This is a genomic window from Sphingosinicella sp., from assembly GCF_052387495.1.
Lineage (GTDB): Bacteria > Pseudomonadota > Alphaproteobacteria > Sphingomonadales > Sphingomonadaceae > Allosphingosinicella.
The window spans coordinates 1-20,392 of sequence record NZ_JBQTJC010000266.1 but is presented as its reverse complement, the minus strand read 5'-3'; the positions used below and the strand labels follow the sequence as shown (position 1 = coordinate 20,392).

Genomic DNA, 20,392 nt, shown 5'->3' with positions numbered 1-20,392 from the left:
GCGCGCGCGCGTCGCCCCCGCGGCGAAGGCGGCGGCGAGGAAGAGGATCGGAAATTCGTCGATCATCCTGGGCACAATCTCCGCCGGCACGTCGATGCCGCGCAGTGCGCTGTGGCGCACGACGAGGTCAGCCGCCGGCTCGCCCGAGACGTCGCGGGGATTCTCGAAGGCGAGGTCCGCGCCCATCTCCCGAAGCAGCTCGAAAAGCCCCGTCCGGCGCGGATTGACACCGACTCCCTCGATACGGAGTTCGGAGCCCGGCACGACGAGCGCGGCGACGGCGAGGAAGGCCGCTGCCGAGGCATCGCCCGGAATAACGAGATGGCGCGATTTCAGCTCCGCCTCGCCGCGCAGGCGGATTTCCGCTCCGTCCACCGCGATCTCCGCGCCGAACAGCGGCAGCATCAGCTCGAGATGGTCGCGGGTGTCGGCGCTCTCGATCACGGTCGTGACGCCCGGTATGTTGAGCGCGGCGAGGAGCAGCGCCGATTTGACCTGCGCCGAGGGCAAGTCCAGCCGATGGATGCGGGGCAAAGCGGGATAAACGCCGGCCACGTCGAGCGGCAGCCGGTCGCCGTCGATCCGCGCGCCGATCGCCCGGAGCGGCGCGGCGACCCGCGCCATCGGCCGGGCGCTCAGCGAGGCGTCGCCGGTGAAGCGGCCGCGGATCGGATGGCTGGCGACGAGGCCCATCAGCAGACGCGCCGACGTGCCCGAATTGCCGAGTTCGAAGGGGCGGGACGGCTGGAGCAGGCCACCGACGCCCACGCCCGCAACGCGCCAGACGCCGTCCGCGCCCCGTTCGATCCCCACACCCAGCTGCCGGAGCGCGACGATCGTGGCGGCGATGTCGTCGCCGTCGCACAGATTTTCGATGCGGCTCGTCCCGACCGCCAGCGCGGCGAGGATTAGAGCTCGGTGGGAAATGCTCTTGTCGCCGGGGGTGCGGGCCTTTCCCTTGAGCATGGCGGCGCCTTTGACAGCGCCTCGCCCCTGTGGCAAGGCGCCCGCCGACCGGCCTCGGGCCGAGCTCGAATTTTCAGTTCAAGTTGGAGACTTTCACCCATGGTGAAGCCTGAATGGGGCACCAAGCGGACCTGCCCGAAATGCGGGACCCGTTTTTACGATCTCGGCAAGGACGATCCGGTCCATTGCGTCAGTTGCGGCGTCGCCTGGCAGCCAGAGCCGGTGCTGAAATCGAAGCAGCCGCTGCCCTTCGAGGCGGAGAAGCCCGAGAAGGAGCCCGAGAAGAAGGACACGGACCTCGCCGATGACGATCTGGAGATCGACGTCGACGAGGATGCCGAGGAAAATCCGGACGACGAGGTCGATCTCGGCGGCGACGACGATATCGGCGTGGCCAAAGCGGGCGACGACGACGAGGAAAGCTGAGAGACTTGCCTAGCGGCGCCGCTGACCCTAAATGCGGCGCCTCGGCTGCCCCCCAGAGGCGGCGCGAAGGGTTCGGGGCCGTAGCTCAGCTGGGAGAGCGCTGCAATGGCATTGCAGAGGTCAGGGGTTCGATCCCCCTCGGCTCCACCATTTCCTTCCTGAACTGAATTCCTGCCGTTCGCGTCATCGCGTCCCGTAAGTCCTGTCCCCTGCGTCGCCGAGGCCGGGGATGATGTAGCCGTGGTCGTTCAGTTGCTCGTCCATGCCGGCGACCCAGATCGGCACGTCCGGATGGGCCGCGCGCAGGGCTTCTGCGCCGGGGCGGGCGGCGAGCAGGCAGACGAAGCGCATGTCGCACACCCCCGCCTCCTTCAGCCGGTCGACCGCGGCGATCGCGGTGTGGCCGGTGGCGAGCATCGGATCGACGATGATCACCAGCCGTTCGGCGCAATCCTCCGGAGTCTTGAAATAATATTCGACCGCCTGGAGCGAGAGCGGATCCCGATAGAGGCCGATATGGGCGAGGCGCGCGGAGGGGAGGAGATCGAGCATCCCTTCCGCCATCTGCAGCCCGGCGCGCAGGATCGGCGCGATGACGAGCTTCTTGCCCGAGAGCGCGGGCGCGCGGGTGCGGGCGATCGGCGTCTCGACCTCGATCAGCTCGGTCGGAAGCTCGCGCGTCACTTCGTAGCAGAGCAGGGTCGCGATCTCGCGCACGACCGCTCGGAAAAGCTGGATCGAGCTGTTCTTGTCGCGGAGCAAGGTGAGCTTGTGCCGGACCAAAGGGTGGTCGACGATCGTGAGGCCGTCCATCAGAAGAGTGTCCCGTCGCTGATGATGTTGAGGGGCGGGCCGCCGCCCGGGCGGCGCTCGGCGGCGATGCGGCGGCCGGCGGCCCAGCTGCCGCCTTCGAGCATCCGGGCGAGCGGAAAGTCAGCCTCGCCGACGCCGAGCCGTTCGCGGACCAGGGGTGCCATGCGATCGAGCAGGGCCACCGTCATCGCGCGCCAGGCGACGACGAGGGGGTCGGAGACGTAAAGCTCTCGCGCGGCGTCTGCCGGATCGGTCAGCACGAGTACGCCTGTGTCAACAAACAGGCCGCCGTTGCGATACTCGGCCAGCCCGGTGAGGCCGTCGATATCGATCACTTCGATCCCGGCGTCCTCCAGCGGCTCGATCAGTGAGTAGGCGAGCCATTGTGAGAGCTTGTGCAGGGGTACGAGAGGAGCGAACGGGTCGTCATCTTTCTTCAGCGCGGAATGTGCCCAGCAATCCCCCATTGGTACGCCGTTGATCATTATCCGATCAGCCCAGATCGGGCCGAGCGCTTCGAGTAGCAGTTCGAGGATGGCGGGGGCTGGGAGGCGCGCGCCCGCGGCGCCCGCCACGGAGATAAAGGAGAGGCCGCCCGGCCGGCCCCCCCCGACCAGATAAGGCCGCGCCCGGACCTGCTCGCCCAAGCGGCGGAGCAGGGCGGCCCGCCCGTCGAGGCCGAGCAGGGGATTGGCGTCTGTCACCTGGAAGCCGCGGGCCAGCGTCTCGCTCGAAAGGCCGTAGAGATCGTCCAGCGTGCCGGCCTCGAACATGCGCTGGCTGGCCACGGCCAGGCCTTCGGAGCGGGTGAAGGTCCGCCCCGTCTTCGGGTCGGCGAAGCGCCAGTCCGGCCCGGCGCCGGCGTCGAGCAGAACCGACAGGATGACGAGATCGAACGCGGCGCGGGCGCGCTCGCCCGGATCGCCGCTGGGCAGCGCCGGCGCGCCGGCGACGAAGTGCCGCCAGCGCGAATGGAACGGCACCGCGAGGTCGGGATAGGCCTCGCGCGTCGCGGTCGCCGTCCGGTCCGCCGCCTCGGCGAGATTCGACAGATCGACGCGCCAGCCTTCGACCTCGCCCGCCAATGCCAGCTCCAGCATCTCGTGCGCCCGCTCGCGCACGGCGCTGGCGCTCAGCAGGGCGCGAACCGGATCGGCGGGGCCGTGCATGCTAACGGCCGTCATTGCGAGGAGCGAAGCGACGCGGCAATCCAGCCCGGCTCGGAGACCATGCTGGATTGTTTCGCTTTGCTCGCAATGACGAAGACGGCAGCGATGTCACGTCTCAAAACTTCCCCAGGTCGCGCCCGACCACCGAGCGGAGCGCATCGGCGCTCGGCGCGCCCTCGGGGGTAAAATAGCCGGCGGCCTTCTTGGCCTCCATCTCCACGCTGGCGTCGGGCGGGATCAGCCCAGCCGGGATCGGCACCCGCTCGCATATCTCGATCCCACCGGCGGCGAGCGCGTCATATTTCATGTTGGACATCGAGACGAAGCGGTCGATCCGGCGGATGCCGAGCCAGTGGATCACGTCCGGCATCAATTGCTGGAAGCGCGCGTCCTGCACGCCGGCGACGCATTCGGTCCGCTCGAAATAGGTCGCCGCCTGGTCGCCGCCCGGCTGGCGCTTGCGGGCGTTGTAGACGAGGAACTTGGTGACCTCGCCGAGCGCGCGGCCCTCCTTGCGGTTGTAGACGATGAGGCCGACGCCGCCCGCCTGGGCGGTCCGCGTCGCCTCCTCGATGCCGTGGGTGAGATAGGGGCGGCAGGTGCAGATGTCGGAGCCGAACACGTCCGAGCCGTTGCACTCGTCATGGACTCGGCAGGTGAGCGTCTTGCGCTTGTTGCCGAGCAAGGCCGGATCGCCGAAGATGTAGAGCGTCATGCCTCCGATCGGCGGCAGGAAGACGGACAAATCGGGCCGGGTAACGAGATCGGTGTACATGCCGCCGGTCTGCTCGAACAGGCAGCGGCGCAGCTCGCCTTCGGCGACCCCGAAGCGCTCGGCCACCCCGGGCAGCCACCAGACCGGATCGACCGCGATCTTGGTCACCGAGACGTCGCCCGCCGGATGGACGATGCGGTCGTCCACCTTGAGCCTCCCCGCCGCGATCGCTTCCTTTATCTCGTGGAGCGTCAGCCGCGCTCTGGTGATCGCGATGGTCGGGCGAAGATCCACGCCGGCGGCGAGCGGCTCGGCGAAGTCCAGCGCGACACGGTGCCCCCAGGGGTCGAGCGAGACGATCTTGCCGGCCTGGCCCCATTGCTTGTGGGGGCCGATCTCGCAGACCGGCGAGGTGTCGTTGAGGTCCGGCCGCGCCTGCGGGTCCATCGCGCCCGAGGAGATGGCGAGCGCGCGGTAGATCGAATAGGAGCCGCCATGGGCGCCGATCGCGTTGCGGTCGCCGCCCGCATTGACGGTGGCGATCACCGGGCCGCGCGCCGCCGCATCGGCCGCGCCCCAGCGCAGCGGAAAGCGCGCCGGGCCGCGCGAGCCGGGGTGCGAGGTCAGCCTGATATGGCTGCGCTTCGCCTCGGGCACTTGGTTCATCAGGTTCATCCCGCTCTCGAAATAGGGGCCGGTTCGCCCTGCTCTCCCGCGCGACGCTACGCCAGCACGGGCGCAGGGGCTAGCGGATGATTTGCGCCGGCCCTTCGAGGCCCAGCCAGCCGGCCATCGCCGCCAGCTCCACGGCGAGGCGTTCGTACGTGTCCGGCGGCGCGCCGGGCTCGAGATGGATGTTCTGGACGAGCAGCCGCCCGGCCTGCCTGTCGGCCTTGAGGTCGACGCGGGCGACCAGCGCCTCATCCATCAGGAAGGGCAGGACGTAATAGCCATGGGTGCGTTTCTCGGCGGGAGTGTAGATTTCGATCCGGTAGCGGAAGCCGAACAACCGCTCGGTCCGCGCCCGTTCCCAGATCAAGGGATCGAACGGCGCGAGCAGCGCCTGGCCCTCGATCCGGCGCGGCCGCCGCGCCTCCGCGTGGAGTAGAGCAGGCTGACGCCAGCCCTCGACCGTGAGTGGGACAAGCGTCCCGGCCTCGACCAGCGCCTCGATCGCCGGACCGGCCTCGTGCGGCTTGAGCCGGAAATAGTCGCGCAGGTCCAGTGCGGTGGCAACGCCGAGCGCGCGTGCAGCAATCTCTACCAGGCGCTGCCGCGCCTCCGCGGGCTCGGGCGTCGGCCGATTCAGCGTGTCCGCCGGGATCACCCGCTCGGTGAGATCATAGACCCGCTCGAAGTTGCCGCGCCGGGTCGCCGTGCCGATATGGCCGGCCCAGAACAGGAATTCGAGCGCCTGCTTGGTCTCGCCCCATTCCCACCAGCCGGAGCGGCTCTTGCCATGCTCGAAATCGGACGCTGCCATCGGCCCTTCGGCGCGGATGCGGGCGAGGATCGCCTCGGCCTCGGGGCGGCGCTCATGCGCGAAGGCCTTGAGCCGGGTCCAGCCGCGCTCGCCGCGGTCGGCCTCGGCCATCCGCCAGCGCAACAGCGGGTGAAGGGTGAGCGGCAGCAGCGACGCCTCGTGCGCCCAATATTCGAACAGCCGCCGCTTTCCCTTCGGCCCCCAGGCGGCGCGGTCGAGCAAAGGGCGGTCATAAGCGCCGAGCCGCGAGAAGGCGGGGAGATAATGGGCGCGGGCGAGGACGTTGACGCTGTCGATCTGGTGCAGGCCGATCCGCTCCAGATTGCGGGCGAGATGCCCCCAATTCAGCGGCGCCGGCTTCGCCCCGCCGAATCCTTGCGCCGCGAGCGCGATCCGCCGCGCGGCGGCGAGCGAGAGCGTGTCGAGGCGGGGCATCGGCTCGGCTATGCCGCGTGGCGCGCGCATGATACAAGTGGACCATGTTCACCGACATGAAGCAGGGCACTGCCGACGAGTGGGCCCATATCGCCGCCGAGCATGGCAAGCACCAGGCCTCGACCGCGCCGAAGCAGATCATGGAGAGCTTGCGCCGCCTCGAGGCGATCGAGGTCGGCTTCGCCGCGAACCAGCTCACCCATTGCCTGATGGCGGGCACGCTCGCCCGCCGCGCCGGCGCGAGCGACGAGGAGGTGGTCGCCGCGCTCTGCCACGATCTCGGCAAGCTCTTCTCGATCCCCAATCACGGCCCGATCGCCGCCGAGATGCTGAAGCCCTATGTGCGCGACGACATTTATCACGCCGTTTACTGGCACCAGGAATTCCAGGGCCGCTATTATTTCGAGCACCTCGGCAAGGATCCGGAAGGGCGCGAGCGCTTCCGGAACGAGAGCTGGTTCGCCTTCGCCGAGAAACTGGTCGACGAATGGGACGCGCCGGCCTTCGATCCCGACTTCGAGATCGACAGCCTCGAGAGCTTCGAGCCCGAAGTGACCCGCATCTTCACCCGCCCCAAAGCGATGGTCTGACTCGCGCGTCCCATCGTGGGACGCGCTTCGCGAAATTAACCCTCCGCGCGGTCTTGCGCGAGCATGGTGAATCGATTCTTAATCGGCGCCATGAGCCGCTTCGCGCCCCTCATCGTCCGTCGCGTCGGCCCGATGGCCGCGGCGCTCCCGCTCGAAGAGCCTGACTTCCCTCCTTCGGGACCGCCCGAATGGCTCGACGATTTGAGGTTTTTCGCCACCGGCTGGGTTGCCGGCCTGGTCGTCTTCGGCACCTTCCTGGGCTAATTTCTTCCATCCTTCGGCGAGGGCGCTAGACGCCTTCCGATGGGGCAATCCGACTCGCCAGGCATCCAGGGCCGTTTGCGCCGGGCCGGCGCGTATGTTCCTGGCGTGCTGCTGGCTGCCGCGCTGGCGCTCGCGGCGCTCGAGGTCGCCCGGTACACGGTGCTGCCGGCGGTGCTGGTCGGGCTGCTGCTCGGCATGGCGGTCGCCCCGCTTGCCGGCCGGCCGTCCGTCGCGCCGGGTCTCGCATTGTCCGCGCGGGAGATATTGCGGCTCGGGGTCGCCCTGCTCGGCGCGCGGGTGACGATCGGCGAGATGGCGGCACTCGGGTTTGGGGCGGTGGCGATCGCCGTCGGCGGGCTCATCGTCTGCCTGGGTCTCGGCTTCGCCTTGGCCCGCGCGAGCCGGCTTTCGCGTGAGCTGTCTTTCCTGACCGCCGCCGCCGTCGCGATCTGCGGCGCCTCCGCCGCGCTCGCCGTCGCCGCCGTCCTGCCGCGCACGGCGACGCGCTCCGGAAACGCCGCCGCCACCGTCGCCGCGATCACCGTGATCGGGACGGCGGCGATGATCGCTTACCCCTTCCTCGCCGCCGCGCTCGGCATGGACGAGACCGCGGCCGGAATCTTCTACGGCAGCACCTTGCATGAGGTCGTCCAGGCGGTCGGCGCCGGCTTCACCCACTCCCCTTTGGCCGGCGAGGTCGCGACGACGGTCAAGCTCGTCCGCGTCGCCTGCCTGGCGCCGGTCGTGATGCTGATCGGCTGGTGGGCAAGCCGTGGCGGGGAAAAGCGTGAACGGCCGCCGCTCGTGCCCTGGTTTCTGGTCGGCTTCCTCGCCTTCGCCGCGCTCGCCTCGCTCGGGATCATCGCGGGCGAGGTCCAGCGCCTGCTGGCGGAAGCGTCGCGCTTCTGCCTGCTGGTCGCGATCGTCGGCCTCGGCACCAAGATCGCGCCGCGCCAGCTCGCCGCCTTCGGCCTTCGCCCCATCCTCGTGATCGCCGGGCAGAGCGCGATCCTGGCCGCCTTCGCGCTGGCGGCAATCCTGATGATCTGAGCCGTCAGACCGTGTCCGGCAGCACTTCCTTGTCGGTGCATTCGACCGCGTCGCACGCTTTGTGCAGCTTCCAGGCGAGCCAGGCGGAGAGGAGGCACATGGCGGCGGCGAGCAGCAGCTGGTCCTCGACCGCGACGCCCGCCATCGACAGGCCGATCGCAATCAGCGAGCCGACCACCATCGCGCCGGAATTGACGATATTGTTCGCTGCGACGGTGCGCGCCGCCTGCGATTTGGGCACGGTGGTGGTGAGGAAGGCGTAAAGCGGCACCACGAACATGCCGCCGAAGATCGCGATGCCGAGCAGCGAGCCGAGCAAAGGCCAATTGCCGTCGTGGCGCATGAAATCCCCGACGTCGTAGAGCTGGCCGGCGGGCAGCCCCTGCCAGCCCGCGGCGGTGAGGTGGAAGCCGACCACGCACAGCCCCATCGCGATCACCGAGGGCGCCGAATAGCGCGCCGAAACCTCGCCCTTGAGCAGCCGGTTGACCGCGACCGAGCCGATCGCGACGCCGATCGAGAAGATGGCGAGGAACAGGCTGGCGACGGCGCGATCGGCGGTGAGCACGTTCTTCACCAGCGGCGGGAACTGGATGAAGAGTACCGCCCCGATCGTCCAGAAGAAGCTGATCGAGACGATGGCGAGGAACAGGCGCGGGATGTGCAGCGTCGCGCTGATCAGCCGCCACGAAGAGCGGAAGACGTTGAAATCGATGACAGGGCCGCCCTCGAGGGGTGGCGCCGGCGGCACCCTGCGGCCCGAAGCGTAGCCGATCAAGGCGATCGCGATAACGGCGGCGGCCGAGGCCTGGACCGAGATCACCCCCGCGAGGATGGTGCCGCCGAGAATCGCGAGATAGGTGCCCGCCTCGACCAGGCCGGTGCCGCCGAGCACCTCGTCCTTCTCCAGATGCTGCGGCAGGATCGCATATTTGATCGGGCCGAAGAAGGTCGAGTGAACCCCCATCGCAAAGAGCGCGAGCAGCAGGATGGGGATGGCCAGCTGGTGCACCAGGATCCCTTGCCACGCCAGGAGCAGGCCGCCCGCGCCGACCAGCATGATGCCGATCTCGCAGGCCTTGACGATGCGGATGATCCGCGCCTTGTCGCGCGCGTCGGCGAGCTGGCCGGAGAGCGCGGAGAGCAGGAAGAAGGGGAGGATGAAGACGGCGGTGGTGACGGCGCTGAACCAGGTTTCCGAGGCCTCGTCGTTATAGACTTGGTAGACGACGAACAGAACCATCGCGTTCTTGAACAGATTGTCGTTGAACGCGCCGAGCAACTGGGTGACGAACAGCGGCAGGAAACGCCGGACGCCGAGGAGATGGGTCGCGCCGTACATCAGTCCGAAGCGGCTCCAGGACAGGCGCGCGCGGCCGGGCGAGACGATGGGGAGGTCGGCATCCTGATTACGTCTTCTCGTCCTCGCCCTCGGGCCGGATGCGAGGTCATAGGCCGAGCCCTTCGCGCCACACAAGCCCCCGCCTCTCCCATTCTCGTCCCGATCCGGCTACAGGGGCGGCGCGCATGCTGACGGTGCCGAACCTCCTGACCCTGTCGCGCATCCTCGCGGTGCCGCTGCTGGTCTTCCTGCTCTGGTCGCCGACGCCGTGGCAATATGGCGTCACCTTCGTGCTCTACTGCCTGGTCGGGATCACCGATTATTTCGACGGCTATCTCGCCCGCGCGCAGGGGACGGTGTCGCGGCTGGGCCAGTTCCTCGATCCGATCGCGGACAAGATCATGGTCGCTTCGGTGATCGTGATGCTGATCGCGCGCGAGCCCGTGCGTGGCTTCGAAGGACCGATCGTCACCGACTGGCACCTGATCCCGGCGCTGATCATCCTGCTGCGTGAGATCATTGTCTCGGGCCTGCGCGAGTTCCTCGCCTCCTTGCGCATCTCCGTCCCCGTGAGCCAGCTCGCCAAATGGAAGACGACCTTCCAGCTCGTCTCGCTCGGCGCCCTGATCCTCGCCGGCGCGCTGCCCGGCCAAGCCTGGGTTCACCCCCTCGGCTTGGGCTGCCTTTGGGCCGCTGCGGCGCTGACCCTGGTCACCGGCTGGGACTATCTGCGCGTCGGCCTCAAGCACATGGACTAGGCGGCAGCCTTCAGCGCATCGGCCAGCAGCCGGAACTCTTTCTCCCGCGGGCTCCCTTTGCGCCAGACCAAAGCGATGCGGCGGGTCGGGTGCTCGGCGTCGAGGCGGCGGGCGACGACGTTGGTGCCTTCGAGGATGCCGGCGTCCACCGCCATTTCGGGGATGAGGGTGAGGCCGAGGCCGTTGTCGACCATCTGCACGAGCGTGTGCAGCGAGGTGCCGAGGATCGACGCCTCGGCGCGCAGCTCCGGCCGGTTGCAGGCGGAAAGCGCGTGATCCTTGAGGCAATGGCCGTCTTCGAGCAGCAAGAGCTTGGTCTCGTCGATCGCCGAGGCGGGTACGGTCTCCGGGAGCTTGTCCGCGCCACCGGGCGGAAAGGCGACCATCAGCCGGTCGTCGAACAGGCCGGCCGTATCCACGTCGCCGCAGGCGAAGGGCAAGGCAAGCAGCACGCAATCGAGCTTGCCGCGGTGGAGCGCGTCGCAGGCCGCCTGGCTGGGTTCCTCGCGCAGATAGAGCCTGAGGTCCGGCCATTGCTCGCGCAGCCGCGGCAGCAGGGTAGGGAGCAGGAACGGCGCGATGGTGGGGATCACGCCCATCCTCAGCTCGCCGGCGAGCGGCTTGCCCGCGGCGCGGACCATGTCGGCGAGATCCTCGGTCTCGCGCAGGATGCGCCGCGCCTTCTCGGCGACCCGTTCGCCCAGCGGCGTGAAGCGCACCACGCGCCGCGTCCTCTCGACCAGAGTGACGCCGATCAGGGTCTCCAGCTCCTTGATCCCCGCCGACAAGGTCGATTGGGTCACGAAGCACGCCTCCGCCGCTCGGCCGAAATGGCCGTGCGTGCGCAGCGCGACCAGATATTGGAGCTGCTTCAGCGTAGGGAGGTGCACGTTCATCGCCTCAATCGATCAATACAGGCGATTTAATCAGGCGCGGCGATAAAAGCCAGAGCTAGGCTGTCGCTACGTAGGCATCCACGCGCGCGAGGTGGCTGGCCTTGTCCTCCTCGGTCAGGAACGAGCCGAGGAAGGAATTGCGCGCCAGCGTGGCGAGGTCGTCGCGGGTGAGGCCGCGGCCTTTCGCGGCGGCGCGGTAATTGTCGTTGATATAGCCGCCGAAATAGGCGGGGTCGTCCGAGTTGATGGTCGCGCGTAGGCCGAGCGTCAGCATTCGGTCGATCGGATGGACGTCCATTGAGGCGACGTTGCAGAGCTTGACGTTCGAGAGCGGGCAGACGGTGAGCGTCATCTCCTCGCGCGCCAGCCGCTCGGTCAGCACCGCATCCTCGAGGCTGCGATTGCCATGGTCGAGCCGGTCCACATGGAGGATGTCCAGCGCCTCGCGGACATAATCGGGCGGGCCTTCCTCGCCGGCATGGGCGACGCGCTTGAGACCCAGCTCGGCGGCGGTGGCGAAGACACGGGCGAACTTTACGGGCGGGTGGCCGAGCTCCGAAGAATCGAGCCCGACCGCCTCAATCTTGTCGAACCAGGGCTTCGCCATCTCCAACGTCGCGAAGGCCGCCTCCTCGTCGAGATGCCGCAGGAAGCAGAGGATCAGCTTCGAGCTGATGCCGTGCTTCGCCTCGGCCTCCTCCATTCCCGCGAGCAGGCCGCGCATCACCGTGTCGAACGGGATGCCACGATCGGTATGGGTCTGCGGGTCGAAGAAGATTTCGGCGTGGACGACGGCGTCCGCTGCGATCCGGTCGAAATAAGCGGCGGCGAGGTCCTTGAAGTCCGCCTCGGTGCGCAGGACGTTCGCGCCCTGATAATAGATGTCGAGGAAGTCCTGCAGGTTGGAAAAGCTGTAGGCGGCGCGGACCGCCTCGACGCTGTCGAACGGGATCGCGACCCCGTTGCGCTTGGCCAGCGCGAACATCAGCTCCGGCTCTAGGCTGCCCTCGATGTGCATGTGGAGCTCGGCCTTCGGCAGGCCCGCGATAAAGGCGTCGAGATCGCTCATGGGCCGCGAACCTAATCGACGCGGCGGCGAAGGCAAAGCCGCTTAAGCGGCTCGCTCTATCCAGCTCCTATTGGCCTCGATGCCGGCGATCGCCTTGGCGGCCATTTGCGCGACGAAGCGGTTGGGCGCCTTCGTGCCTTCGCCCAGGATCGCCAGCCCCGCATCGATCGAGGGCGCGGCCGAGGCCAGCTCGCGGAGCGCGGCGAACTGGATGCGGTCGCAGGGATGGCGGGCGGCGAAGCTCTCGACCAGGTCGCGGGCGTTGCCCCCGTCATGGTTGGCGGCGAGCGCGAGCAGCGCCTCGCTTGAGGTCCGGGTGAGGATACCCGCGATCTCGCATTTGGCCGGATCGAAGCGGTACTGGGTGAGATAGGGGAGGCGCGGGCTCGCCTCCATGATGTTGATCGAGACCGACATTTCGTCGGCTGGGAGCTGGTTGTGCACGTCCTTGTGCGCCCGGTAGAGCATCACCTTGCCGGGATCGAGCTTCGCCTTCTCGATGAACCTGAGGTCGATCTTCTCGCCCGGCACGCCGACGACCTTGTCGTAGTCATATTCGTAATATTCGCTCCAATAGCCGGGGCCCATATAGCCGACGGTCAGGAACGAGAAATTGTGGTCGTGCGGGACGTGGTAGAAGAAGGGCGAGGTCCCGCTCGCCTTGAACAGGCTGTCCTGGGGCGAGGGCCAGAAATTAGCGCGGATGAAATATTTCTCGGTCGCCCGGTGCAGCATGATCACCTGCCCCGAATAGCGGTTCTCGCGGCTCTGCGTGTCGCAGCGGTCCTTGAGCTCGGCGACGGCGAGGTCGGCGAGGAAGCGGCGGTTGCTGGCGAGGCGCCTGAGCAGCGGCCCCGCGGCGGCGAAGCTCTCCTCGTCGGCGGGGTCGAAATGCTCGTCGTTCAGCGCCTGAACGAGATCGCCCAGCTCGATCGCCTCGTCGGCGGGACAGTCGATGATCCGGGGCATCAGGCCGCGTCCTTCCGGGGAATCGCGCTCTCGACATGATCGAGGACGAGGCGCGCCGCGGCGCGCGGATCGGGGTGCGGATCGCGGGCGGCCATGCGCTTGAGGTGGGGGAGGGCGGCCGCGGCGTCGATCCCGACCAGCTCGCGCATCACGTGCCAGCGCACGAAGAAGCTCGGATGATCGAGGAAGGCGGCGATCGCCTCGAACGCTTGCTCGTGGCCGAGCTTGCGCACCAGGGTCGAGATCATCTGGATGCGCGAGGCGCCGTCGTCGGTCGCGCTGCAGCCGAGATAGGCGCCGCTCGCCGCATCATATTCCACGGCGACCGGGGCCTGGCCGGTGCGGAGATTGGCCTGGAGCACGACCAGGTTCGAGGTCGCATGCTCGATCACATAGCTCTGCCGGCGGCCGTCGACGACGAGGATCTCGCCGTCTGCGATCACTCGGCGTTTCGTTCGGCGGCAGGTACCCGCCGTCGCGGCGCTGAAGCCCTCGCCGATCTCGGGACCCTCCCAGAAAGCGATCGCCGCACCGCCCGCCTTCACGAATTTCAGAACGCTGACCTGCCCGGTGAAATTGACCGACGCGGCCTTGCCTTTGACATTCTTCTTCGCCGCAAGCTGCGCCACCCGGCTTACGCCCGCGGCGATGTTGACGTGCTGGTCCTCGAAGACGAGCAGCCCGGAATGGATGTCGCTGTTGAGGGCCCGGAAGGGCGGCTCGAAATAGGGATCGGCGCGCATCTCTTGCGCGAGATGGTCGATCAGCGCGTCGACCCAGGCGTCGTCGGCGAAGAGGGTATGGGCTGCCTCGACGATCTCGTTCACGCCGGCATCGCGCACGGGGCCCAGCACCTGGTCGAAGCGTCGATGCGCCCGGCCGTCGCTCCATGCATCGGCCGCTCGGCTGGCGGCCGCTTCGACACGGCGATGCGCCTCGCGGTTGCTTAGCCAGGCCTTCAGTTCCTCTCCGACGATCATGCGAAGCGCTCTATCCGATCATTCCTTCAGGAACCCCTAAGGTGGCGCAGAGGAGAGCGATCGTCGCGCCGCAAAGCACACTCGGGTCGTGCAGCACGATCAGAGCCCGTCGGCGAAACTCGCGCGAGCGGAATTCGGGCAAAGAGGCCATCCTTGGCAGTGCTTCGATATGAATGGCCCCGGCCCCGAAGCGCGCAAAGTCGCTTCCGGGCCGGGGCCACGGTTGATGACAAACGACCTAGAGCGAGGCGTAGACGGCGATGCCGGCCGCAACCATCAGACACGCGCCGCCGCCCACTTCCCGCTGCTTGGCCGAGCCGGAAATGGCGACCTGGGTCGCGAGCTCGGGAAGATGCTCGACCTCGAAACGGATCGGCTCATACGACTTATTCATTGGCTTTGCCTTCCCTGTTCTTTTCGTATCCCACGGGAAGGTCATTGCCAGAGAATGATTGAGACTTCGCTAAGTAGGCGATTTCGTTTGATTAACCATCATGCGTCGCCTCGCTTTCCTCACGATAGGCTTCGCGCAACGCCGCCAGCTGCTCAAGCTCGCGGCGCGACCGCCGCTGCGTGCGCATGAGATGGATGATCATCAACGCCGCGGCGGCTACGAGCACGGCAGCGACAATGCCATAGCGGCCAAGCCACGGATTCTCGGAAAAGCGGTTAAGAAGGTCGCTGCCCGATCCCGAGTTGAGAGCCACGCCGAAGCCGACGCCCATCGGGAAGCCGGGTAGGGCAATGATCAAGCTTTGGCGCGTGCGCTTGAGTGTCGCCTCGACGCGGGCGATCGACTGGTCAAGCATTTCCTCTGCGGTCCCGCTTAGGCTCTTCAACTCAAGCATGCGAAACTGCCTCTGGCGGATTGAACCGTAGAGCATCAGCGCGATTGCCGCGGCGCCCAGGATCCCGGTTTCCACCTTTGGATTGGAAAGCATCAGGATAAGCACAACGGTGGAGACGAGCGCAGCCAATCCGAAATCGGTGAGTTGGCCAAGGCGCGCCCGCCGCCGCACCTTTTCCGCGCTGCGCTGCAGCGCGGCCATTTCCGCGGCGTCCGGCTGGGCACGCCACACCTCGCCGAGGCGGTCGAGATCGAAGTCGGTCATCGCCCCCGCTCCAGAATGGTCTTCAATGCCGATTTCGCCCTCGAAAGTCTCAATGCCAGCGCATTGGGCGCAATCTCTAGCATTTTAGCGATCTCTGCATAGTCGAAACCTTCGAGGACCAGCACGATTACTTCGCGTTGCGGCGGCGGCAGCTTTCGAGTCGCGGCGATGAGCGCGCGCCGTTCGCTCGCTTCCATCGCATTTTGCTCCGGATCGGGATCGTCCGATTCCAGTATTTCGGGGATTTCCGCGGTCGGCGGCTGGCGGACCTGCTTGGCGACGAAGGAGATCGCGCGGTTCTGCGCGATCCGGGCGATGAAGGTCTTTAAGGAAGCGTCGGCGCGGTAGGAAGGCAAGGCCTGCCAGACGGCGAGGAAGATCTGCTGGGTGAGGTCCTCGCGCAGCGTCGGATCGGCCTCATAGGTCATCGCGATGCGCGAGACGAGCGGGCCGTGCTCGGCGACGATCCGCTCGAACGGCGGCATTTCGAAGCTCCCCGTCCCGGACGCCATCCCGTTTCCCGCCGCACCCTTGCCCGCTTGATCGCGGATTCGTTTTACGGGTCATAGCAGAAGCGTCCTTAAGAGGCGCGCCCGGCGGTGTCCCGGCCCGGTACAAGGGGGAGTTCGTCGGCCCGGGATGTGCCAGCCGCCGTCGCGCCGTCCCGTCTGGAAATGTTAAGCGGTCCGGCCTATCTCTGGGACGAAACGATACGGGCGTCCGCTCCATGGCTACCGGCCTTCTGGCCTATCTCGATTCGATTCTGGCGCGCGATCCGGCGCCGCGCTCGCGCTGGGAGGTCCTGCTCTATCCCGGCGTGCTCGCGCTCGGCCTGCATCGCGTCGCCCACTGGCTGTTCAAGGGCGAGCTTTACTTGCTCGCCCGGCTGGTCAATCATCTCTCGCGAATGCTGACCGCGATCGACATTCATCCGGGCGCCGAGATCGGCCGCAACTTCTTCATCGACCACGGCTTCGTGGTGATCGGCGAGACCGCCTCGATCGGCGACGACGTCACCATCTACCAGCAGGTCACCCTGGGCGGGACCAATCCGACCAACGGCGTCGGCGGCAAGCGCCACCCGACGCTGGAGGACGGCGTCATCGTCGGCTCGGGCGCACAGATCCTCGGGCCGATCACGGTGGGCCCCAAGGCGCGGATCGGCGCGAACAGCGTCGTCACCCGGGATGTTCCGGCCGGCGCGACCATGGTCGGCATCCCCGCCCGCTCGACCCTGGTCGACGCCAGGCAGAGCTCGGCGAGCTTCCTGCCCTACGGCACGGTCTGCTCGGAAGCGTTCGATCCCGCCACCCAGAAGCTCGAAATCCTCCAGTGCGAGATCGAGCAGCTCCGCAAGCGCCTCGCCGAGCTGATCGAGGAGCGCGAGCTTGCGCGGGGAGAGCGGGACCTCAAAGAACAGGGCCGCGCCTGAATGGGCACGGTCCTGCCATTTCCGGGACCGTCCAGTTCAGCAAGGCATGTCGGCTTCGACCGGTTCGAGCTCAATCGGCTCGTCGATCTCTACGGCCGCATGGTCGCCGCCGGGCACTGGAAGGATTATGCGATCGAGTTCCGCCCCGACGCGGCGAGCTTCTGGTGCTTCCGCCGCGCCGCCGAACGCCCGGAATATCGGATCGAGAAGCGCCCCGGAAACCGCGCCGGCGCCTGGGCGCTGATCGGCGAGGCCGGCCAGGTGCTGCGCCGCGGCCACCAGCTCGCCTCGATCCTCGCCCCGATCGAGCGCCGCCTTCTGAAAGTCGTCGCCAGTAGCGGCTAGACGCCCATCAAACTGGGTGCGGTCGCATGCCACCACGGCGTGTCCCACAGGCTATGGACCGCGATCGAGATCGGCAGCCAGCAGGCGAGGGCGATCCAATAGGCGCGGTGCACCCTGCGGTTGCGGATGATATCCCACAGTAACATCGGCGAAATTGCGAGCAGCGTGTAAAAGTCCGGTGCCAGCGGGCTGGCCGGCAAAGTAGTCGGTAGCCAGGGAATGCGGTCGATTCCTGCAGGCAGCGCCATTGCGGTCGCCAGGATCATCATCCTCTTGTGCAGGCCTGCATTGCTCCCCCGTGCCCGCAAGCCGATCAGGAGGAGCAGCGGGAACAGGATGCCGACCCGGAATTGCAGCAACGCGATATTGTCGACCATCCGCAGCGTGCTCTGAAGCTGGTCGCGCGCCGCTTCCGGCGCTGCCTGCGTCGCGCTCCACAAGCCTTGGTAATTTGCCGGGACGAGGATGAAGCCGACGATGACGATCGCCGGCGCGATCACCATCGCGGCGAGCCCGAGCCGCCGGTGCAGGTCGCTTCGGCCGTTCGCGACGAGGATGGTCTGCGCGAGCAGGAGCAGCAGGAAGGAGCCCATCAGCGCCGCGTGCATGTGCAGCACGAGCGGGAAGGGCGGCCTCGCCCCCGCCTGAACCGCGGCGATCTTCGCCAGCGAGCTCGGGACGAACCCCGCCAGCACGATGACGATGAAGCTCGCCGCGGTAATCACATAGATCCAGCGATCCAGCGCATGGGCGCGCGGCGTGCCGGACAGGCGGTCGGGCCGCGGCTCTTCGTGGACGATCGGTTCGGCAACAGTCGCCATGGCGTTCCCCCTCGCGCATCGACCGGTGGCGGCACGCTATCACGTCCGCGAGGCCGCGCAACGGAAAAACCCCTCCCGGTCTCCCGGGAGGGGCAGTCTCTTCCTTCGAACCTGTCTAGGCCGCGGCCGCCGCGGCCGGGGCGTTGCGATCGAGCACCGGCAGCCGCGCCTGCAGCGTCTCGGGCAAGGGCCGCACCACCGCCCGCCGGGCGTTGCTCCAGAAGGCCGAGAGCAGGAGCAGCGCCGAGCCGATGATCAAGGCGGTCAGCGCCACGTTCAGCTCGACCACGCCGTAGGTCTCGAACAGGCTGTTCAGCGCGTAGAGCACGTAGGCGAGCGCCGAGACGAGCAGCGCCCGCCGGTCGATCGCCAGCGCGACCAGCCCGAGCACGACGTAGAGCAGGATCACGGCGATGCCGCCGCCGGCCGAGACATTGCCCTCGGTCAGTCCGAGCAGCGAGAAGACCGGGTGGACGATCAGCGGCGCCGCCAGCAAATGCAGCCAGAAGGCGACGTCCGAGCGGCGCGTCTCGCGCTTCGGATCGGAGCCGTCCCACCACATCGCGAACAGGAAGACGCCGACGCCGAGCACCAGCGCGCTCGCCTCGATGACCTGCTGCATCGCCGCCACCTGCGCGTCGGTCATGTCCTCCATGACGAAGCCCGAGGCGATCAGGCCGAGCACGAGCGCGACGATCGCGCCCGCTCCGGCCGCGACCGTGATCGGCACCATGAAGCGCCGCCAGTGCAGCCAGGCCGCCGCCGCGGCGAGCGCCGCGCTCGCGGACAGGATGATCGCGCCGGCCTGCGGCGTGTTCAGATTGTCCTCGCCGATCGCGGTCACCATCGTGAAGGCCGCGGTCGCGAACACCCCGCCGACGAAGGCGAGCAACAGGATGATGCTGGGGAGCGCCATCCGGCGCTGGCGCGTGAAGAATTCGGCGAGGCCCCAGGCGACGGCCGCGACGAACAGGCCCATGAAGGGCGAGGGGCCGTCGCCGTCGATATTGGGCGGGATATAATAAGCCAGCCCCGCCACCGCGGCGAGCAGGATCGCGGCGGCGATGCCGACGAAAATGTCGTTGAAGCCGGTCAGCAGCCGGAAATGCTCCTCGTCGACCACCGGCGAATGGCGCTGCGCCGCGACGAAGCCGCGCAGCCTTTGCGCCTGGTCCGCGCTCATCGCCCCGGCGGCGACCGCGGCCTCGATATCGCTCTCGCTATACATGTGCGTCTCCCCGTTCGGACGGGGGCACGTAGCACAGGTGTATTGGTGCTGCAATACAGTAAACGGGGGAGGGGCTAGCGCCGCGTTCGCATCCGCTGGACCGAGAGGAAGCGGCTCGCCCGGACTTGACAGGGGGTGAGGCCCAGGTGACCGAACCCGTGGCCCTCGGCCTCCGGAGCGCGGCGCGCCATCATCTCGATCCGGTAGCGATAAGGGCCGCGGCCGCGCCATTCCGGCGCCCGGGCACTCAGCTGAGCGGCCGCCTCCCGCGTCATCTCAAACCAGCACCCTTCGAACAGTGAAAGCTCGAAGCCGAGCATGAGCTCGCCCGCCATCCGCTCCGCCGGCAGATAGTCGACCCCGGGATAGCCCGGAACGAAATCGCGCTCCGCCGGCGCCGTCGTCCCGCAGCCAGCAATGGCGAGCGCCGCCGCCGCGATCGCGCCGGGGAGTTTCATGCCGCGGCCCTTCCTCAGCCGCCCTGCAGCCGTTGTATGATCGTCATCGCCTGCTCGGTGCCGGACTGGGGCACGATCTCGCCGGTTCGGTCGACGATCGCGGCGAACTGGGCGGCGACCGCCTCCGGAGTGGGCTCGTCGAGCGCGACGCCGCGGGTCAGCGTGATGTGGGCTGCCTGCACCACGCCCGCGCCGGCGCCGAGGATCGTGTTGGTCGGCGCTTCGTCCGAAACCAGGAACAAGGCCGCGGGGACGACCAGTTCGGGCCTGAACCGCTCCAGCAGCTCCGCCGGGAACAGGTCTTCGGTCATCCGCGTCGCCGCGGTCGGCGCGATCGTGTTGACCCGGACATTGTATTTCGCGCCTTCGAGCGCGAGCGTCTTGGCGAGGCCGGCGAGGCCCAGCTTCGCGGCGCCGTAATTGGCCTGGCCGAAATTGCCGTAGAGCCCGGTCGAGCTCGCCGTCATCAGGATCCGGCCATAGCCCTGCTCGCGCATCGTCTCCCAAACGGCCTTGGTGCAGTTCGCCGAGCCGATCAGGTGGACGCGGACGACCAGCTCGAAATCCTCCGGGCTCATCTTGGCGAAGCTCTTGTCGCGCAGGATGCCGGCATTGTTGATCAGGATATGGACACCGCCCCACGCCGCTTTCGCCCGCGCGACCATCGCCTCCATCTGGGCATATTCGGTGACGCTGCCGCCGTCGGCGATCGCGGTGCCGCCCGCCGCCTCGATTTCGGCAACCACTGCCTGGGCCGCGTCGCTGCTCCCCGTGCCGTCGCGCGCGACGCCGAGATCGTTGACGACGACCTTCGCGCCGCGCCGGGCCAGCTCGAGCGCATAGGCCCGCCCCAATCCGCCGCCCGCGCCGGTGACGATCGCCACCCGGCCTTCGAAGCTGATCGTCATAAGCGAAAAACCCCCACTCCGCGCTCAGTCGTGGGCGCGGAGTAGGGGATTTGAGGCGAGCCGGAAAGCCGGCTTATGCGGGGTCGCGGCCCCGCTCATAGGCCTGCAGGCAATTGTCGGTGATCTCGGCCGTGCAGTTCGGATAGGAATCGTCCGCCGCGAC

At 67.8% G+C, this 20,392-nt stretch carries 24 protein-coding genes and 1 tRNA gene; 8 read left to right on the top strand and 17 right to left on the bottom strand.

Translation table 11 applies throughout. The features are described from left to right. Positions 1-966, bottom strand: a 966-nt coding sequence (locus ACT4N8_RS14730) for a 3-phosphoshikimate 1-carboxyvinyltransferase (RefSeq protein WP_444858869.1), incomplete at its 3' end; no start/stop codon positions are given. Between the two features lie 99 nt (positions 967-1,065). Between ACT4N8_RS14730 and ACT4N8_RS14725 the strand changes: the two genes are divergently transcribed. Both ACT4N8_RS14725 and ACT4N8_RS14720 read left to right on the top strand, forming a co-directional pair. Next, positions 1,066-1,392 carry a TIGR02300 family protein gene (locus ACT4N8_RS14725; RefSeq protein WP_444858868.1) on the top strand — a complete coding sequence of 109 codons (327 nt, stop codon included), beginning with the start codon at positions 1,066-1,068 and terminating at the stop codon, positions 1,390-1,392. A gap of 74 nt (positions 1,393-1,466) precedes the next feature. Beyond that, positions 1,467-1,542, top strand: a tRNA-Ala gene (locus ACT4N8_RS14720). A gap of 33 nt (positions 1,543-1,575) precedes the next feature. On the opposite strand, the gene upp is transcribed toward ACT4N8_RS14720, so the two are convergent. From upp to ACT4N8_RS14700, 4 genes are all read right to left on the bottom strand, one after another. Continuing rightward, positions 1,576-2,205 carry a uracil phosphoribosyltransferase gene (gene upp / locus ACT4N8_RS14715; RefSeq protein ID WP_444858867.1) on the bottom strand — a complete coding sequence of 210 codons (630 nt, stop codon included), beginning with the start codon at positions 2,203-2,205 and terminating at the stop codon, positions 1,576-1,578. After that, positions 2,205-3,389, bottom strand: a complete 1,185-nt coding sequence (locus tag ACT4N8_RS14710; RefSeq protein ID WP_444858866.1) for a DUF1688 family protein — start codon at positions 3,387-3,389, stop codon at positions 2,205-2,207. The genes upp and ACT4N8_RS14710 overlap by 1 nt, the downstream gene beginning before the upstream one ends. 100 nt (positions 3,390-3,489) lie before the next feature. Further along, entirely contained in the window at positions 3,490-4,755 is a 1,266-nt protein-coding gene (locus ACT4N8_RS14705; protein ID WP_444858865.1) for a GTP cyclohydrolase II, read from the bottom strand. A gap of 79 nt (positions 4,756-4,834) precedes the next feature. Continuing rightward, positions 4,835-6,007 carry a winged helix-turn-helix domain-containing protein gene (locus ACT4N8_RS14700; protein ID WP_444858864.1) on the bottom strand — a complete coding sequence of 391 codons (1,173 nt, stop codon included), beginning with the start codon at positions 6,005-6,007 and terminating at the stop codon, positions 4,835-4,837. A gap of 44 nt (positions 6,008-6,051) precedes the next feature. On the opposite strand from ACT4N8_RS14700, the gene ACT4N8_RS14695 reads away from it, so the two are divergent. The 3 genes from ACT4N8_RS14695 (at position 6,052) to ACT4N8_RS14685 (ending at position 7,911) form a co-directional block, all read left to right on the top strand. Further along, positions 6,052-6,597: an HD domain-containing protein gene (locus ACT4N8_RS14695; RefSeq protein WP_444858863.1), complete on the top strand. Its 546-nt coding sequence runs from the start codon at positions 6,052-6,054 to the stop codon at positions 6,595-6,597. Between the two features lie 90 nt (positions 6,598-6,687). Further along, the gene (locus ACT4N8_RS14690) at positions 6,688-6,861 is read left to right on the top strand and encodes a hypothetical protein (protein ID WP_444858862.1); all 174 of its coding nucleotides are present in this window, start codon (positions 6,688-6,690) and stop codon (positions 6,859-6,861) included. Positions 6,862-6,966: 105 nt separating this feature from the next. Then, positions 6,967-7,911, top strand: a complete 945-nt coding sequence (locus ACT4N8_RS14685) for a YeiH family protein (protein WP_444858861.1) — start codon at positions 6,967-6,969, stop codon at positions 7,909-7,911. A 4-nt stretch (positions 7,912-7,915) separates the two neighbouring features. Here ACT4N8_RS14685 and ACT4N8_RS14680 read toward each other — a convergent pair whose 3' ends face one another. Continuing rightward, positions 7,916-9,253 (bottom strand): MFS transporter, encoded by a 1,338-nt coding sequence (locus tag ACT4N8_RS14680; protein ID WP_444858870.1) that lies wholly within the window; start codon positions 9,251-9,253, stop codon positions 7,916-7,918. Positions 9,254-9,438: 185 nt separating this feature from the next. Between ACT4N8_RS14680 and pgsA the strand changes: the two genes are divergently transcribed. Continuing rightward, positions 9,439-10,011: a CDP-diacylglycerol--glycerol-3-phosphate 3-phosphatidyltransferase gene (pgsA, locus tag ACT4N8_RS14675; protein ID WP_444858860.1), complete on the top strand. Its 573-nt coding sequence runs from the start codon at positions 9,439-9,441 to the stop codon at positions 10,009-10,011. Here the strand turns inward: pgsA and ACT4N8_RS14670 are convergent. The 7 genes from ACT4N8_RS14670 to ACT4N8_RS14640 form a co-directional block, all read right to left on the bottom strand. Further along, complete coding sequence (locus ACT4N8_RS14670; protein ID WP_444858859.1) at positions 10,008-10,907, bottom strand: hydrogen peroxide-inducible genes activator; 900 nt, start codon at positions 10,905-10,907, stop codon at positions 10,008-10,010. The two genes, pgsA and ACT4N8_RS14670, sit on opposite strands and share 4 nt — an antisense overlap. 55 nt (positions 10,908-10,962) lie before the next feature. Beyond that, positions 10,963-11,976, bottom strand: coding sequence for an adenosine deaminase (locus ACT4N8_RS14665; protein ID WP_444858858.1), 1,014 nt, complete (start codon positions 11,974-11,976; stop codon positions 10,963-10,965). 42 nt (positions 11,977-12,018) lie between these two features. Beyond that, a complete protein-coding gene (locus ACT4N8_RS14660) occupies positions 12,019-12,945 on the bottom strand; it encodes a transposase (protein ID WP_444858857.1) in 927 nt (308 codons plus the stop codon). Then, positions 12,945-13,925: a HEAT repeat domain-containing protein gene (locus ACT4N8_RS14655; RefSeq protein WP_444858856.1), complete on the bottom strand. Its 981-nt coding sequence runs from the start codon at positions 13,923-13,925 to the stop codon at positions 12,945-12,947. The genes ACT4N8_RS14660 and ACT4N8_RS14655 overlap by 1 nt, the downstream gene beginning before the upstream one ends. Positions 13,926-14,163: 238 nt before the next feature. Next, positions 14,164-14,319, bottom strand: a complete 156-nt coding sequence (locus ACT4N8_RS14650) for a hypothetical protein (protein WP_444858855.1) — start codon at positions 14,317-14,319, stop codon at positions 14,164-14,166. A gap of 91 nt (positions 14,320-14,410) precedes the next feature. Further along, complete coding sequence (locus ACT4N8_RS14645) at positions 14,411-15,037, bottom strand: hypothetical protein (protein WP_444858854.1); 627 nt, start codon at positions 15,035-15,037, stop codon at positions 14,411-14,413. Beyond that, positions 15,034-15,549, bottom strand: coding sequence for an RNA polymerase sigma factor (locus ACT4N8_RS14640; protein WP_444858853.1), 516 nt, complete (start codon positions 15,547-15,549; stop codon positions 15,034-15,036). Before ACT4N8_RS14640 ends, ACT4N8_RS14645 begins: the two co-directional genes overlap by 4 nt. A 215-nt stretch (positions 15,550-15,764) precedes the next feature. Between ACT4N8_RS14640 and epsC the strand changes: the two genes are divergently transcribed. Together epsC and ACT4N8_RS14630 are read left to right on the top strand one after the other, a co-directional pair. After that, positions 15,765-16,469 (top strand): serine O-acetyltransferase EpsC, encoded by a 705-nt coding sequence (gene epsC, locus ACT4N8_RS14635; RefSeq protein WP_444858852.1) that lies wholly within the window; start codon positions 15,765-15,767, stop codon positions 16,467-16,469. Then, entirely contained in the window at positions 16,470-16,814 is a 345-nt protein-coding gene (locus ACT4N8_RS14630) for a DUF2794 domain-containing protein (protein WP_444858851.1), read from the top strand. Here ACT4N8_RS14630 and ACT4N8_RS14625 read toward each other — a convergent pair. From ACT4N8_RS14625 to ACT4N8_RS14610, 4 genes are all read right to left on the bottom strand, one after another. Then, positions 16,811-17,635, bottom strand: coding sequence for a hypothetical protein (locus tag ACT4N8_RS14625; RefSeq protein WP_444858850.1), 825 nt, complete (start codon positions 17,633-17,635; stop codon positions 16,811-16,813). The genes ACT4N8_RS14630 and ACT4N8_RS14625 overlap by 4 nt on opposite strands. Positions 17,636-17,750: 115 nt before the next feature. Continuing rightward, positions 17,751-18,863, bottom strand: coding sequence for a hypothetical protein (locus ACT4N8_RS14620; protein WP_444858849.1), 1,113 nt, complete (start codon positions 18,861-18,863; stop codon positions 17,751-17,753). 74 nt (positions 18,864-18,937) lie between these two features. After that, positions 18,938-19,321: a hypothetical protein gene (locus ACT4N8_RS14615; RefSeq protein ID WP_444858848.1), complete on the bottom strand. Its 384-nt coding sequence runs from the start codon at positions 19,319-19,321 to the stop codon at positions 18,938-18,940. A 14-nt stretch (positions 19,322-19,335) separates the two neighbouring features. Beyond that, a complete protein-coding gene (locus ACT4N8_RS14610; RefSeq protein ID WP_444858847.1) occupies positions 19,336-20,229 on the bottom strand; it encodes an SDR family NAD(P)-dependent oxidoreductase in 894 nt (297 codons plus the stop codon). Positions 20,230-20,392 lie beyond the last annotated feature (163 nt).